This window comes from Wolbachia endosymbiont of Dactylopius coccus, from assembly GCF_977011065.1.
Genome location: NZ_OZ347065.1, coordinates 424,008 through 438,250 on the forward strand (window position 1 = coordinate 424,008; position 14,243 = coordinate 438,250).

Consider the following 14,243-nt stretch of genomic DNA (forward strand, 5'->3'; position numbering starts at 1 on the left):
CGTCATACCGCCGCGGCGCTAACAAGTAGCGGAATAACGAATTTGTTGTTTTTCAAATTGTAGGTAAACCTAAGTCACTTTAGCTATAGTTTACTTGCCACATGATTTTCTTTATTATCAAACATTGCTTTAAATAATATGGAGGAGCACATTGTCAGCAATTGCCATTATTGATTTTGGTTCACGTACGATATCGGTAGTTAACATTAGCTACCTGAGGGTCAGAGTCGCCTTTCTTAAAGATATTTTAAGTATACTAGATGTATTATTGATACGTGATAATAAAACTGGAGGGTTTTATGGAAACATCTGAATTAACTTTACTCGACTTGCAGGACTTTTTTGAAAAATTAAAAGGGCATGTACGTAGTGAAGTAGAAAAATATGTAGATGAGGAGGCAAAAGAAATTAAGGACAAGGACAAAGCAGCAACATATATAACAAACAAAGTGTTAAATAATATGGTGGGTAATAAACCAAATAGATGTAGTAGGACGCAAAATGAAGAGGTTATCAAAGCTCTATTTATAGGTAAAACGCTTATTGGGGAACGTAAAAGAAGAGGGGAAAGGTATGAAGTTGTAGTTAGCAACGAAGGTAAGTTTATCTATAATGGGAAAAAGTATAATGCCCCTTCCACGGTTAGTGAAGAAATTACTGGTAAAAGCTCCGATGGTTGGGAATTTTTCAAGGTATGTCTTGACTCTGAAGAAGGGCTGAGAAAGTTGAGCTATCACCGTAAAAAGTTCTTCTTAGATAAAAATAGATCATAGCTAACGTTTAAGTCATATGTTAAAGCTTTTAAAGAGGTCTTGGTTTACTTGCTCCATTATTTTCTTTATTATGAGATATTGCTTTAAATAATATGGAGGGGTAAGTTGTCAGCAATCGCCATTATTGATTTTGGTTCACGTACGATATCGGTAGTTAACATTAGCTACCTGAGGGTCAGAGTCGCCTTTCTTAAAGATATTTTAAGTATACTAGATGTATTATTGATACGTGATAATAAAACTGGAGGGTTTTATGGAAACATCTGAATTAACTTTACTCGACTTGCAGAACTTTTTTGAAAGGTTAAAAGTATATGTGCGTAGTGAAGTAGAAAAATATGTAGATGAAGAGGCAAAAGAAATTAAGGACAAAGCAGCAACATATATAACAAATAAGCCTAAAAAAGTTAGGGTAGCTGAGAATCAATATACTGGAGCGCAAAATAAAGAGGTCATCAAAGCTCTATTTATAGGGGAAATACTTGTATGGAATCGCCCAGAGAGTGGCCAGAAATACGAAATTAAAGTTAAGGGAGTGGAAGAGTTTGTAGATAACAAAACTGGAAAAGTGATTGAGGCTAAGTCTCTATCCGGAGTGTGTAAAGCATTGGTTGGTGGTGGAAGTTATAGTGGTTGGGAAGAATTGGAAGTATATCTTAACCCTGAAGAGGGGCTGCAACTTCTGAAGTACCACCGTAAAAAGTTCTTTTTAGATAAAAATAGATCATAGCCAACCCACGCCGTCCGTTAAAGCTTTTAAAGAGGTCTTAGTTTACTTACTCCATTATTTTCTTTATTATGAGATATTGCTTTAAATAATATGGAGGAGCACATTGTCAGCAATTGCCATTATTGATTTTGGTTCACAGTTTACACAGCTTATCGCAAGACAAGTAAGAGGAATGGGCGTTTATTGTGAGATATTTCCAAGCAACGTCAGTTTTGAAACAATATCAAAATTCAATGGGTTTATTCTCTCTGGAGGACCACAATCTGTAAATGATGATTGTTCTGAAACAAGTAGAGTAGTACATGAAATTATAAAACTTAATGAGGCAACAAACGTTCCTATACTTGGAATATGCTATGGACAGCAACTCATTTGTCATTATTTTGGAGCAAAAGTAAAAGAGAGTTTCAAACAGGAGTTTGGTAGAACTAAAATCAAGATACTAAAAGAATCCCCCATTATAAAGGATACCTGGGATGTTAATTCTGAAGTGGATGTATTAATGAATCATGCAGACAGTGTTGATACTATACCACAGGGATTTACTGTTATCGCATCAGGTGTGATAAATCAAACAATTGCAATGATTGTTAGCGAACAGCGGAAGATTTACTGTACTCAATTCCATCCTGAAGTGAGGCCCACAACAAATGGCAGTAAATTGCTCTCTAACTTCTTGGATATTGCAAGTTGCGAGAGAGACTGGACAATGAAATCGTTTATTGAAAAGCAGAAGGAAAAAATCAAAAATGTAGTAGGAGAGAAAAAAGTAATCGCTGCAGTAAGTGGTGGGGTTGATTCAAGTGTTGCAGCGGCTCTCACACATAAAGCTATAGGAAAACAATTGAACTGTATTTTTATCGATACTGGGTTGTTACGCAAGAACCAGACTATTGCTATGTTGAAAGAGATTCCGATAAACTACGTTGATAAATCAAATTTATTTTTGAGTAGGTTAAAGGGAATAACTGATCCAGAAGAAAAGCGAAAAATTATCGGTAACACTTTCATTGAAGTGTTTGAAGAAGAAGCAAAAAAAATAGGTGATGTGGATTTTTTGATGCAAGGTACCATCTACTCTGATGTAGTTGAGTCAGGGCATGCCTCAGACAACACTAGTACAATTAAGTCTCACCATAATGTTGGTGGGTTACCAGAAAAGATGAACCTGAAGCTAGTAGAGCCTTTACGCTACCTCTTTAAAGATGAGGTAAGGCTACTTGGAAAAGAAATTGGGCTTTCAGACGAGATAATATTTCAACATCCATTTCCTGGACCCGGACTTGCAGTAAGGATTATAAGTGAAGTCGATGAAGAGAAGGTGCGAATATTGCAAGAAGTAGATGAAATATATATTAATACGATGAAAAATTACGATCTATACGATAAGATATGGCAAGCTTTTGCTGTATTATTACCAATAAAAACTGTAGGCGTCATGGGAGATGGTCGTACATACGGATATGTTTGTGCTTTAAGGGCTGTAACATCGTCCGATGGTATGACGGCTGATGCATTTCCATTTGAAGATAAGGATCAGCATTCGCTAGTGTTTTGGGACTTTTTACAGAATGTCGGCAGTATAATTGTTAATAACGTTTCCGGAGTAAATAGAGTTGTCTATGACTTAACTTCTAAACCACCAGCAACCATTGAGTGGGAGTAAATCAAAAAATCTAGTCATACCGCCGCGGTATCTCTTAGCCGCTAACAAGTAGCGGAATGACGATTGTCAGGGTGTCATCCCAGTGCCCAGACTACTTGGATCCAGGAAACTTAACTCTACATCAAGTAAATGTACAATAAGAACTAGATTCCAGCGTCAAGCACTGGAATCTCGGCAAACCCTACGTCATACCGCCGCGGTATCCCTTAGATGTACAGTCCCAGAGTGTGATGGTATGATAAAATGTAAGAAAAAAATACCATCGAAGGAGGAATTATGGTTACATGGGTGCGCCCGGACAACAGCGTAGAGCAATACAAAATAGTAAAGAGAGCATAAACTATCTCTGTTTTATCATGCTTCTTAAGTTCATCTTTAGACAAGCCTGTTGTTTGGAGAGTGATATCAACAGAAATACCCGCTTTAAGTAGATTCTTTGCTACTTCTGCTTTTTTACCTTCTTCTTCCCCCATCTGGATAGATTTATTTAATGCAGAGGCTATCTTATACCAATTCCCATTACACGGCAAACAGATAGACAATAATAGAAGACAAGCCATAATGAAATAAGTGAAATAGTCGAGGTATAAATGGCACTAAGATCAAAATTATTGGATGAAGAAGTAGTAAAATCAGCAAAAAAAATGCTGAAGAAAGTAAGGAACAATGCATATGTTGCAAAAAAACTAAATGCTGTAATTGCAGCAAAAAAGCATAGTATAACGGCTGTAGCAAAAATATATTGCATTTCAAGAAGCGCACTAACTTCGTGGATAAAACTCTTGAAATTAGGCAGAGAAGAAAAATTGTTTGCTCCTCCACAACGGCGTAGAAAAACTAAATTAAATCAGGCTCAACTACAGCAAGTTGAAGCATGGGTAGGAGAAAATCCTAATATTACCATTAAAGAAATGAGAATAAGAATCCAGGAAAAGTTCGGCTTAAATATTAGCAAATCTACAGTACACCGCTATATGCAAAAGATGAAATTCTCTTATATTACACCAAGACCAGTACACAATGTACAAGATAAAAGAAAACAAGAGGAATTCAAAAAAAAATCTCAACGAAGTTATTGGCAAGTATCCTGAAAAAGAGCTGTTTTTCTTCGATGAATCGCGGTTTGGCACACATTCAAAGACCGGGCATGGATGGTTTAAAAAAGGCGTCAGAACAAAAGTTAAGGTAAAATTAGGTAGGGAAAATTTTTATCTCTACAGTGCAGTTAATCCTAGAAATGGGGAGAATTCTAGCTTGTTTGCACCGAATGTCAACACTGATTGTATGAATATATTTCTTGAGCAAATGTCTCAATATTTGGGACCACGAGAAGCCTTTCTTGTTATGGATTGTGCTAGTTGGCATAAGTCGAAAAGTTTAAAGGTACCTAAAAATATTGAGATTATATACCTACCACCATACTCACCTGAACTCAATCCAGTTGAGAGGCTTTGGTTGTATGTAAAACAGAACATTTTGCGCAATAAAATATACGATACTATTGCTTTGCTTGAGAGTGCTTTGTGTAAATTTATTACTTCTCTTACCTACTCCACAATTAAACAACTCTGCTATGTATCCTATTTGAATGACCAACAATGAGAATTGGTATTACATAATTCCTGGTTCCTAAATTTTTTACATTCTCTAACTAGGCTCTGTGGACAAAAAATATGAAGAGGGAGAAAAAAAGTGGTAGTTTAACCAAATGAACATAAAAATGGAGAAACTACCGAATGGAATATTATATAAAAGAAAGAAATTGGAAACAAATTTTAGAATTCATAAAAGGCATAAAAGGAATGCATAGTAAAGACGAAAAACGTTTAAGAATATTCATAGAAGCAGTGTGGTATATGGCGCAAAGTGGTTGCCAATGGCAACTTTTGCCGAAAATCTATGGCAATTACAGAAGTATACACAAACGATTTAAGAGATGGTGCGAAAGGGGTATTTGGAAAAATTTATTGGAGTACACAAAACAAGAGCCAGATTTAGAAGCCGTCATAATCGACGGTACGATCATTAGAGCCCATCCATGTTCGGCTGGATATACAAAAGATTCGAAGGATCAAGAGGCTTTAGGGCGAAGTAAAGGTGGCTTTACGACTAAAATTCATGCACTTGTTGATGCATTGGGAAATCCTTTAAAATTTATACTTACTCCTGGCCAGAGGAATGAAATTACACAAGCTGAAGTATTAACAAAAAATGTCTATAACTCCATTGTAGTAGCTGATAAGGGTTATGACAGCAATGCTTTTGTGGTCAGCCTTGAAAACAGGAAATGTGAAATCGTAATTCCATCAAAAAGGAATCGAAAAGTGCAAAGATACTATGATGAGCATATTTATAAAGAACGTCATTTGATTGAGTGCTTTTTCGGTAAAATTAAAAATTTTAGGCGCATTTTTTCCAGATTTGACAAGACCGCAGAGGTTTACATGGGATTTCTAAATTTTGTTGGAGCTCTCATATGGCTTCTCTAAAATTTTGTCCACAGAGCCTAGATTTAATGTTTTTTCTACCTCACCTTTCTCTGATGCTGTCGATTCAGGCAGTAATTTTGCCATATCAATCATTAGTTCCACTACTATCATACAGAATGTAATGATCGAAATCGGATTTTCCCCTCGCTCATATCTGGACATTTGCTTCTCTAATACTCCGACTTTACTCCCTAGACCTGCCTGATTTGCTTTTCCCTCTCATGTTTTAATTTTTTCCCTACTTCGTAGTCTGTTAACTTTGTGTCAGTAGCCATTCATAGGGTTCTCTCTACTTTTTCTGGGTAAGGTCAGAATTTCCTCTTAAGCCTTTAGCTCCTCAAATACTTCATTTGCTCTATTTAAAACAGAATCAGGAAAACCAGCAAGTTTTGCTACATGTATTCCATATGACTCATCTGCAATGCCTTCAATTACTTCATGTAGAAAAATAACCTCTCCGTTCCACTCTCTTATTTTTACACAAAAACATTTCACGTTCTTCAAGTATTTGCTTACTTTAGTTAATTCATGATAATGAGTTGCAAAAATGGCGCGGCACTTATTTATGTTGTGAATGTGTTCAATTACTGCCTGAGCAATAGACAGGCCATCATACACTCCTGTGCCCCTGCCAATTTCATCAAGTATCACCAAGGAACGATCTGTTGCCTGATTTACTATCGTTGCTGTTTCGATCATCTCTACCATGAAGGTAGAATAACCAGCTGTTATATTATCCGTTGCGCCAACCCTGCTAAATATCTTGTCAATCACTCCAATATGCGCACTCTCTGCTGGCACAAATGACCCCATGTGAGCTAAAATTGCAATGAGAGCGTTTTGCCTCAAAAAAGTGCTTTTTCCCGCCATATTAGGCCCAGTAATTAGATGTATACCAGCTAAATTGATGCTATTTGCAATGAATTTATCGTTAACTTCAACCACTGGATGTCTTCCGCTACAGATATTGAACTCTTTGCTGTCATCAATAATGGGTTTTACGTAATTATTTTGCACTGCAAGCTCCGCAAACGTGGCTCTAATATCAAGTTTTGCCAAAGCATTTGCAGCAAGAGCAATTTTTTCAGATTCTTTAGCGACTTCACTACACAGTTCGCTAAAAATTTTCACTTCTAAGCCGATTGCAGCATCACGTGCCGTAAGAATTTTATTTTCTAGTTCTTTCAATTCATTAGTAGTATAGCGCATGCTATTTGCTAAGCTTTGCCTATGAATAAATATGTCCGAAGTTATTTTGTGATTTGCTGACACTTCAACGTAATAACCAAGTATGTTGTTGTGTAATATTTTGAGTGCGGCAATGCCAGTTAGGTCGCGATAAGATTCACGGAGTTTGGTTATTAGTTTATTACTATTATTTAATATGTAGGATAACTCAGATAATTCTGAGTTGTATTTTGGATTGATAAATCCTCCTTCTTTTACGGAACTGAGGTTGTTATCAAGTATAGCGCTGTTTAGAAGCTCGAATAGATCTTTATGATTACCAAGACTTTTATGTATTGTGCTTAGTTCACTCTCGTCACTACTTATCACCTGAGTAGTAAACACTGGTTCCTTTTCTCTGGTTAAGCACTGGAATGATATCTGAGAGTTAATTGCTGGTTTTTCACTTAAACAATAATTATGCAAGGTAGACAGAAACTCAGATAACTCTAAAGTTTTTCCTAGGCCTATTTTTAATAGGTTCATATCCTTTGGTGAACCACGTCCTAGTATTAAGCGCGATAAAGACCTCTCAATATCCGGAATGTTAGATAATATCTCTCGTATTTTTCTGCGTGGCTCATGATTATTTACAAAAAATTGAGCGGTGCTGAGCCTCAAATTGATTGCCTTGGAGCAAGCAAGGGGTGAAGCGAGCATTTGTTTGAGCAGGCGTCCACCAGAGGCTGTAACTGTGTGATCAATAACTGAAATTAGTGAACCTTTCTTTTCACCAAATTGAGTTGAAAACAACTCAAGATTTCTCCTTGCTGAAGCATCAATAAGCATGAAATTTTGTTGCTTATAGGTTTTTGGGAATTCAAGCCTTGGAATGGAGCCCCTTTGTGTTACTCTGACATATTCAAGCAGTGCACCGCACGCTATGATTTCTACTTTGCTGAAATTTCCTATACTCCCAAGTTCCCTGATTTTATAAAACTCGCACAACGTTCTGTGAGATTTACTATACTCAAAAAAACTCTGTGCGTGTTGTGTAATTGATATTTTATAATTTTTTAAAATCGATCTAATTTTTTCGTCCTCAATGAATTTTTCAGAAATTAATAATTCTCTTGGTGATATACGCAATAAATCACTATCTAGAGCTTTCAAACTCGTTAAAGTGTGAAAAAATTTTCCCGTTGATAATTCAAGCCAACTAATAGCATATTCGTCATTTTGTTCAACTATGGACGCGAGATAATTATTGCTTTTATCCTCCAGTAGCGAATCTTCTATAATTGTACCTGGAGTTACAACTCGTACTACATCACGTTTTACTATGGATTTATAGCCCCTCTTTTTTGCTTCATCAGCAGTTTCTAATTGGTCACAGATTGCTACTTTGAATCCTAAATCTATTAGCTTGTGTAGGTAAGATTCGCTACTGTGTGCTGGCACTCCACACATTGGTATGTCCTGCCCACACGAATTACCTCTCTTGGTTAGCACTATATTCAGCAATTTCGCAGCTTTAATAGCATCATCGAAAAACAATTCATAAAAATCTCCTAGCCTATAAAATAGCAGATGATCCTTGTATTGAGCTTTCAGGTTCAAATACTGCTCCATCACAGGGGTGTTTTTTCCTTTCACGAAGCTCATAATATTTTTTAATATATTGTATTGATAAACGTTATTATAGATTATATTGCACATACATAAATTTTAAATAGGTGTATAGAGGGAAAAATTTAAAACAATTAAATTTCTTGGATCCAAGTAGTCAGGACACTTGGATGACATAAAGAGTAGGAGTATTTGATGACAAAAAAACAAAAAACGCAGTTGTCATTCCAGCGCGTGACGCTGGAATCCAGCTTCTATGCAACCTCATCAAAAACATTCATTTAGTGTAAGATCAGCTACTTTCCATGCTAGTTTACAAGCAAACTTTTCTGGATCCCAGACTGGGATGACATCATAGGGGCGCTGGGATGACACCCTCCTTGTGTGTATTATAGCTAAAGTGACTTACGACAATTTGAAAAACGACACATTCGTCATTCCGCTACTAGTTAGCGGAATCTATACCGCGAATGAATCGCGGTATGACGTGTTGCTTGGGTCAGCTATATGTAGGTTGTGGCCCTTCTTTATCATTTGCGGCAGTTGTATCATCAACAGATATTTCAGAGCTAACAGTGCTAATAGTTTTTTCTATCGCTTTAGCCTGTTCATAGTCTTGACTCAAAAAATACATGGCCAGTCCAATAGCTATACTAGCAACAAGAGAAGATGCTATCATTACACCTAGTATCATACCACCAGAAAGACTTACTGCAACACACACACCAGCTCCAAATGTAACACCAAGAAAACCACCAATTATTACGCCAGGCACTAAACTGCCTATCATAGCGCTTTCTTTTTTCGTATTAGCTTGTTTTTTCATACTTTTAATAAGCACTTCTTTTGTTTCTCCTTGAGCTAAATCTAAAGGAATTTTATTATCCGCGTTTTGTATCAAAGGGTTTGCACTATATGTAACAAGAAGGGTAGTTATTTCTTCAGTTTTATTACCTATAACTGCATGATGTAGTAATGTATTTCCCTTTTCATCTTTAAAGTTTATATGAGTACGAAATTCTTCATCTAGATTTCTTATTGGGTTGTTTTTTGCATATATCCTAGATTGTATTGCTCTATCTAAGCATTGTATCACTTGTTCTAGTGATTGATTGCCAGTATTTTGTATAAAATGAAGCAGAATTTCGTGTACTATCGCTTCCTTTGTAGTTTTTGGGCATCGTAAAGCACATGCAAATGTGTCTTTATTAATAGTTATTTCTTTGTTTTGTTTAAGGAAATCTTTTAACTTTCCAACTCTATTTATACTGTTATTTTCGCTAGTAATTATCGATTGTAAAGTTTTTCTGTTATCGTCACCAGTCATGCTATCCTCCTTGGTTTGATTGCATTACTCATTAATAAATAATATAATAAATCCTGCTAAAAGTCAAGCAATTGATTAATAAGTTAATATAATCCTCCGAAAGGAGCTCCTTACTTTTTGTTCAGCATGTCCATTGGATCAGACTCTTTAAGCTTGCTGTTTGCTGAATTTATTCATCACAATAGCTACAATGTGCTATCGAAGTTCTCTGTAATCTTAGTTGGTTCTTCTAGAATATTCAAAATATCTTACGATTGCTCTTTGGGCTGTTGTAAATACGACACCTAAGTTTTCAACCACTTTCCTTATAGTAAAGTAAGGGTTTAAAGACTATTAACTAAATCATTGTCCCATTCAAATTTTGGTGGCAAGGGGCTTGATATAAATGCCTGATAACCAGCGACCTGATGGTGATCCTTTAATATACATTCATTCAACCTAGCACACTATTTTTATAGTATATATTATTTTCAAATAAAGTCAAAAATGAAAATAAGGCTTTATCTTATTTGCGTGCATGAAAATAAGAAACTCTCTTATTATTGATTTTGCTCAAAAACGAAAATAGAAGAAGCTGCTGAACTTTATATATCCTGTTTTTCTGGAGAACTGCTATAAAACTTCTGAGTGAAGTCACTTAATTTTTACACATCTATTGTAGAGTAAGAAGAACCGAATTTGAAACAAAAATGCTAACTGATGCTTGGACTTTACTGACACTTACACTACTTGAAACTATACTTAGTGTAGACAATTTAATCTTTATTTCCCTAGCAATAGATAAGGTACCAAATGTGCTGAGAGAAAGAGTGCGCCTTATGGGCCTTGGATTAGCGCTATTAATGCGTTTTGTAATACTATTTTTTACATCATCTATATTGTTAATGCAAAAACCTATATTTCACACTGCATCAGCAAGGGATTTACTTATGATTGCAGGGGGATTATTCCTTATTATTAAAAGCTCTATGGAGTTACGAGATGACATCTTTGTATGTAAGAAAAATAAAAAGAAAGCAAACGTTAAATCAAAATTTTTTTTAGTTGTGCTACAAATTATATTAATAGATTTAGTTTTTTCAGTTGATTCGATATTAACTGCTATAGCACTAACTTATAACATGATAATAATTGCCACAGCGTTTACATTTTCCATGCTAGCAATGCTGTTTTTATCAAGTTATACCGCCCAGTTAATCAAATCTAATCCAGGTTTAAAAGTAATTGCTATCTTATTTATTTTACTTGTCGGTGTGTACCTCATACTTCATGGATTTCATATAGAATTACCAAAAGGATATTTGTATTCTTCATTTATGTTTGCACTGCTTGTGGAAGTTATAAGCAAAATAAAGAAAACGTAGTGTGTACTCACTCAAGCGAGGTTTTCCTATGGATTTAAGGTGATAAGAGGAAGTAGTAATGTTTTTTCGGGGTGAAAGTGACCTCTTGTACAGGTTCTAAGAGGGACAACTGTGAAAACTAATATTGATGAGCCATGTGCGGGAAATCTGCAAGCACGGTTCTTTAGGGGGAGTTGTAGTAATAAAACTCAAACGAGAGGAGTAAAGCTACAGCTTCTACCAAAAAAATTGCTCACCTTAATAGCTATGTTACCTGCTATTTCTTTGTCAGGGGCGTGTTTTGGAGTTGATTCTATTGAAGAAGATAAAATCTTTATACTGTATGGCAGCACCAGATTTTTAAGCTTTGCTTATGCTCTTGGCTATCACTATACAAACAGCACCCAAGTTTCAATTGGGCCTAGTTGACTATTACTTAGAGAGAGGTCTGTTAAGCCGTAGTTACCTTCATGGGCCGGAAGTGGGAGTAAATTTTAACTTTTAAGGATTTAACATGTATGAAAACCTGTATGCAGTCTAAAAGACATGGTAGAGTAGGTATAATTTATATAGAAAATATGTGCGTAAGTCCATATTATAACTTAAAATGCAGACGTTAACATAAAAATTATATAGAATGCTCATGATTCCAACTATAGCAATTTTAAGTGGTGGATTTTCTTGCGAAAGAGAAATATCGCTTATGAGTGGAAAAGCAGTAAAGAAAGCGCTTGATAGCCTTTCGTATAATGCAATAGAAATAGATGTTGACAGCAACATTGCTGAAAAGCTTAAAAAAATCAATCCCCACCTTGCTTTTATCGCTCTGCATGGACCTTATGGTGAAGATGGCTGCATTCAAGGTTTATTGGAGATTTTAGGTATAAAATATACACACTCAGGAGTTATGGCTTCTGCTGTTGCTATGAATAAAGTGATGTCAAAACATATATTTCGATCCCTTAGTATTGACACTCCAAAAGGTTATGTAATTAGCCGAGAAGATCTACTAAAAAATAATATTAAAATCGATTATCCGTACGTTTTAAAACCAATTAACGAAGGTTCTAGCATTGGAGTACATATGATTTTCTCGCATGAGGATTACTTGAAGCTAAAAGATGGCAATTCTACCATCATGGAAAGAATGATCATAGAAGAATACATTCCAGGTGTAGAGTTACACACTGCTGTATTGCTAGATGAAGCAATTGGCACTATGGAAATACGACCAAAAAATAAATTCTATGATTATGAAGCAAAGTATACAGATGGATTTGCAGAACATATATTTCCTGCTGAAATTCCTGACAATATATATAAAATGACCTTGGAACACGCACTGAAAGTTCATCGATTTTTAGGATGCAAAACTATTTCCCGCTCAGATTTCCGTTATAATCCCAAAAATAACACTTTAAAAATGCTTGAGATTAATACACATCCTGGCTTTACTGAGTTATCGTTAGTGCCAGAAATTGCAAGATTGGCAAAAGGAATCAATTTTAATGAATTAGTTAAAATTATTATTGAAGATAGTTTGCAGCACAAAAATATTAGGGATTTAAGTCATGTTGAGCAGTATTACTAGAAGCCAAAGGAGTTTTTTGCGTAAGTGTGCCTTGGTTATTATCACAGCACTTTTTCTTACGCTAATACTCTACAGCTCACTTGATAAAATAATAAATCGATTTAATTACTACTTTACTTGGTATAATGACTGCCTATCCAGTTTATTACTCAGTAGTGGATTTTCAATCGACGAAGTAGTCGTGAGCGGCAATAAATTTACAAACAAAAAGGATATTCTAAGTTTGACAGATAGAACGCAACCTATCATGTATATATCACTTTCAAAGCTTGCCGGTAACATACAATCCGTAAGCAGATGGATAAAATACGTAAGAGTTCACAGAATTTTGCCCAATACCCTACATATTAATATAGATGAGCATAAACCATTTGCTCTCTGGAAAGATAATAACAAAACCTCGGTAATTGATTTCGAAGGCAAAGTGATCGTAGATGACTATCCAGTAGATGATCTTGTTGTAATTACAGGACAAAACTCGTTATCAAACCTAGAATTTGTTAGAGATGTGTTAGAGAGTAAAACTCAATTAAGTGACCACATTTCTTCTTTTGCTTATATAGGGAATAGAAGATGGAATATTATACTTGATAACGATTCCACAGTGAAACTGCCTGAAGATAACCCTTCTAGTGCATGGGACTATTTAAACCACTTACACAATACAACTGATTTTACTTTCAGCGATTGGAGTATTATTGATATGCGTATTACTGATAAAATTTTTGTGAAGAGGTGATCTGCTGTCATCCAAGTAGCCTCCTTCTCCTGTCATCCCAGTAGCCTCCTTTTTTTGTCATCCCAGTGCCCAGACTACTTGGACCCAGGAAACTTAATTGCAAGTAATGCATTGGGTTTGGTGAATATGGGTTTTGCGTTATAAAATGAAGCACTTTTTGTGAATTTGTAAAGAAAGCTGGATCCCAGTGTCTGGGCACTGGGATGACACCTGTAGCCCTACGTCATACCGCCGCGGTATCTCATCCGCTAACAAGAGATCCCGCTAACACGTAGCGGGATACTTGACCTTTACAGGGATGACGGTTGTCGTTTAGCTACAAACATTAAAAAATTTACCAAACGAAAAAAAAGGCAAAAGAAGCCCCGTGGTGCGAGTTTTGACCCTATATTACTGTAAGTGGCGCTATAATAATGTGCTAACGCTTAAAATAAGCGCGATTTGGCTGAATGTAGAAAAAATAAAAAAGACATGCAGCCGCTATAATTTTATGTAATCCGCCAATAAATACTCTGAGTTTTTTACTGAATTTTGCCATTGAGCCTGCAGGTCAAAAACAAGTTTTGAGTCATAAATACCCTTATTATCATAATAAGGGGGCTGGCGAGGCTTGTCAAGTAGTTTTTCGTTTAATCCGTTTCTATAAATCTGGATTTCAGCGTTATGCGCTGGAATAACAACGTAAGGTAAATTTTTCAACATCCCAAAATTACAGAATTTAGTCTGTTTAATTAAGTGTGAAAGGTTACGATCATGCTGAGTCATTAGGAAAGATTAGAATATACAGAA

16 protein-coding genes and 1 pseudogene are annotated in these 14,243 nt (G+C 35.7%); 11 read left to right on the plus strand and 6 right to left on the minus strand.

Features of this window, described 5'->3' with window-relative positions; translation table 11 throughout:
• Positions 1-151 precede the first annotated feature (151 nt).
• The 5 genes from ACWHVF_RS02335 to guaA all read left to right on the plus strand — a co-directional run bounded on the left by ACWHVF_RS02335 (position 152) and on the right by guaA (position 3,169).
• A complete protein-coding gene (locus tag ACWHVF_RS02335; RefSeq protein ID WP_156488180.1) occupies positions 152-313 on the plus strand; it encodes a hypothetical protein in 162 nt (53 codons plus the stop codon).
• Complete coding sequence (locus ACWHVF_RS02340; RefSeq protein ID WP_064124946.1) at positions 300-773, plus strand: DUF2924 domain-containing protein; 474 nt, start codon at positions 300-302, stop codon at positions 771-773. The genes ACWHVF_RS02335 and ACWHVF_RS02340 overlap by 14 nt, the downstream gene beginning before the upstream one ends.
• A gap of 105 nt (positions 774-878) precedes the next feature.
• Positions 879-1,040 carry a hypothetical protein gene (locus ACWHVF_RS02345; protein WP_156488180.1) on the plus strand — a complete coding sequence of 54 codons (162 nt, stop codon included), beginning with the start codon at positions 879-881 and terminating at the stop codon, positions 1,038-1,040.
• The gene (locus tag ACWHVF_RS02350) at positions 1,027-1,503 is read left to right on the plus strand and encodes a hypothetical protein (protein ID WP_064124947.1); all 477 of its coding nucleotides are present in this window, start codon (positions 1,027-1,029) and stop codon (positions 1,501-1,503) included. Before ACWHVF_RS02345 ends, ACWHVF_RS02350 begins: the two co-directional genes overlap by 14 nt.
• A gap of 103 nt (positions 1,504-1,606) precedes the next feature.
• Entirely contained in the window at positions 1,607-3,169 is a 1,563-nt protein-coding gene (gene guaA, locus ACWHVF_RS02355; protein ID WP_064124948.1) for a glutamine-hydrolyzing GMP synthase, read from the plus strand.
• 359 nt (positions 3,170-3,528) lie between these two features.
• Here the strand turns inward: guaA and ACWHVF_RS02360 are convergent.
• Positions 3,529-3,654, minus strand: a pseudogene (locus tag ACWHVF_RS02360) (Rpn family recombination-promoting nuclease/putative transposase); the annotation flags it as partial.
• 105 nt (positions 3,655-3,759) lie between these two features.
• Here ACWHVF_RS02360 and ACWHVF_RS02365 point away from each other — a divergent pair.
• Both ACWHVF_RS02365 and ACWHVF_RS02370 read left to right on the plus strand, forming a co-directional pair.
• Positions 3,760-4,771, plus strand: a protein-coding gene (locus ACWHVF_RS02365; RefSeq protein ID WP_447933038.1) for an IS630 family transposase whose coding sequence is annotated in 2 segments (ribosomal slippage) — positions 3,760-4,221 and positions 4,223-4,771 — 1,011 coding nt in all. Because the reading frame shifts where the segments join, the coding sequence is not laid out codon by codon here.
• A gap of 134 nt (positions 4,772-4,905) precedes the next feature.
• Positions 4,906-5,658, plus strand: coding sequence for an IS5 family transposase (locus ACWHVF_RS02370; protein ID WP_064085756.1), 753 nt, complete (start codon positions 4,906-4,908; stop codon positions 5,656-5,658).
• Here the strand turns inward: ACWHVF_RS02370 and ACWHVF_RS02375 are convergent.
• The 3 genes from ACWHVF_RS02375 to ACWHVF_RS02385 all read right to left on the minus strand — a co-directional run bounded on the left by ACWHVF_RS02375 (position 5,623) and on the right by ACWHVF_RS02385 (position 9,781).
• Positions 5,623-5,820, minus strand: a complete 198-nt coding sequence (locus ACWHVF_RS02375) for a hypothetical protein (protein ID WP_064085799.1) — start codon at positions 5,818-5,820, stop codon at positions 5,623-5,625. The two genes, ACWHVF_RS02370 and ACWHVF_RS02375, sit on opposite strands and share 36 nt — an antisense overlap.
• A 159-nt stretch (positions 5,821-5,979) precedes the next feature.
• Positions 5,980-8,490 (minus strand): DNA mismatch repair protein MutS, encoded by a 2,511-nt coding sequence (gene mutS, locus ACWHVF_RS02380; protein ID WP_447933118.1) that lies wholly within the window; start codon positions 8,488-8,490, stop codon positions 5,980-5,982.
• Between the two features lie 463 nt (positions 8,491-8,953).
• Positions 8,954-9,781 (minus strand): ankyrin repeat domain-containing protein, encoded by an 828-nt coding sequence (locus ACWHVF_RS02385; RefSeq protein WP_447933119.1) that lies wholly within the window; start codon positions 9,779-9,781, stop codon positions 8,954-8,956.
• Between the two features lie 689 nt (positions 9,782-10,470).
• On the opposite strand from ACWHVF_RS02385, the gene ACWHVF_RS02390 reads away from it, so the two are divergent.
• The 4 genes from ACWHVF_RS02390 (at position 10,471) to ACWHVF_RS02405 (ending at position 13,454) form a co-directional block, all read left to right on the plus strand.
• Positions 10,471-11,145 (plus strand): TerC family protein, encoded by a 675-nt coding sequence (locus ACWHVF_RS02390; protein WP_447933120.1) that lies wholly within the window; start codon positions 10,471-10,473, stop codon positions 11,143-11,145.
• A gap of 111 nt (positions 11,146-11,256) precedes the next feature.
• On the plus strand, positions 11,257-11,553 hold the full coding sequence (locus ACWHVF_RS02395) for a hypothetical protein (RefSeq protein ID WP_064124832.1): 297 nt from the start codon (positions 11,257-11,259) through the stop codon (positions 11,551-11,553).
• 208 nt (positions 11,554-11,761) lie between these two features.
• Complete coding sequence (locus ACWHVF_RS02400; protein ID WP_064124831.1) at positions 11,762-12,715, plus strand: D-alanine--D-alanine ligase; 954 nt, start codon at positions 11,762-11,764, stop codon at positions 12,713-12,715.
• On the plus strand, positions 12,696-13,454 hold the full coding sequence (locus ACWHVF_RS02405; protein WP_064124830.1) for a cell division protein FtsQ/DivIB: 759 nt from the start codon (positions 12,696-12,698) through the stop codon (positions 13,452-13,454). The genes ACWHVF_RS02400 and ACWHVF_RS02405 overlap by 20 nt, the downstream gene beginning before the upstream one ends.
• A gap of 7 nt (positions 13,455-13,461) precedes the next feature.
• Here the strand turns inward: ACWHVF_RS02405 and ACWHVF_RS02410 are convergent, their stop codons facing one another.
• Together ACWHVF_RS02410 and ACWHVF_RS02415 are read right to left on the minus strand one after the other, a co-directional pair.
• Complete coding sequence (locus ACWHVF_RS02410) at positions 13,462-13,608, minus strand: hypothetical protein (RefSeq protein WP_156488165.1); 147 nt, start codon at positions 13,606-13,608, stop codon at positions 13,462-13,464.
• A 326-nt stretch (positions 13,609-13,934) separates the two neighbouring features.
• Positions 13,935-14,219 carry a hypothetical protein gene (locus ACWHVF_RS02415; RefSeq protein ID WP_447933121.1) on the minus strand — a complete coding sequence of 95 codons (285 nt, stop codon included), beginning with the start codon at positions 14,217-14,219 and terminating at the stop codon, positions 13,935-13,937.
• Positions 14,220-14,243 lie beyond the last annotated feature (24 nt).

Bases quoted from the DNA above. Each gene is read 5' to 3' on its own strand.
- ACWHVF_RS02340 (WP_064124946.1), top strand. From the start codon at position 300: ATGGAAACATCTGAATTAACTTTACTCGACTTGCAGGACTTTTTTGAA.
- ACWHVF_RS02350 (WP_064124947.1), top strand. From the start codon at position 1,027: ATGGAAACATCTGAATTAACTTTACTCGACTTGCAGAACTTTTTTGAA.
- ACWHVF_RS02370 (WP_064085756.1), top strand. From the start codon at position 4,906: ATGGAATATTATATAAAAGAAAGAAATTGGAAACAAATTTTAGAATTC.
- ACWHVF_RS02375 (WP_064085799.1), bottom strand. From the start codon at position 5,820: ATGTCCAGATATGAGCGAGGGGAAAATCCGATTTCGATCATTACATTC.
- mutS (WP_447933118.1), bottom strand. From the start codon at position 8,490: ATGAGCTTCGTGAAAGGAAAAAACACCCCTGTGATGGAGCAGTATTTG.
- ACWHVF_RS02385 (WP_447933119.1), bottom strand. From the start codon at position 9,781: ATGACTGGTGACGATAACAGAAAAACTTTACAATCGATAATTACTAGC.
- ACWHVF_RS02390 (WP_447933120.1), top strand. From the start codon at position 10,471: ATGCTAACTGATGCTTGGACTTTACTGACACTTACACTACTTGAAACT.
- ACWHVF_RS02400 (WP_064124831.1), top strand. From the start codon at position 11,762: ATGCTCATGATTCCAACTATAGCAATTTTAAGTGGTGGATTTTCTTGC.
- ACWHVF_RS02405 (WP_064124830.1), top strand. From the start codon at position 12,696: ATGTTGAGCAGTATTACTAGAAGCCAAAGGAGTTTTTTGCGTAAGTGT.
- ACWHVF_RS02415 (WP_447933121.1), bottom strand. From the start codon at position 14,219: ATGACTCAGCATGATCGTAACCTTTCACACTTAATTAAACAGACTAAA.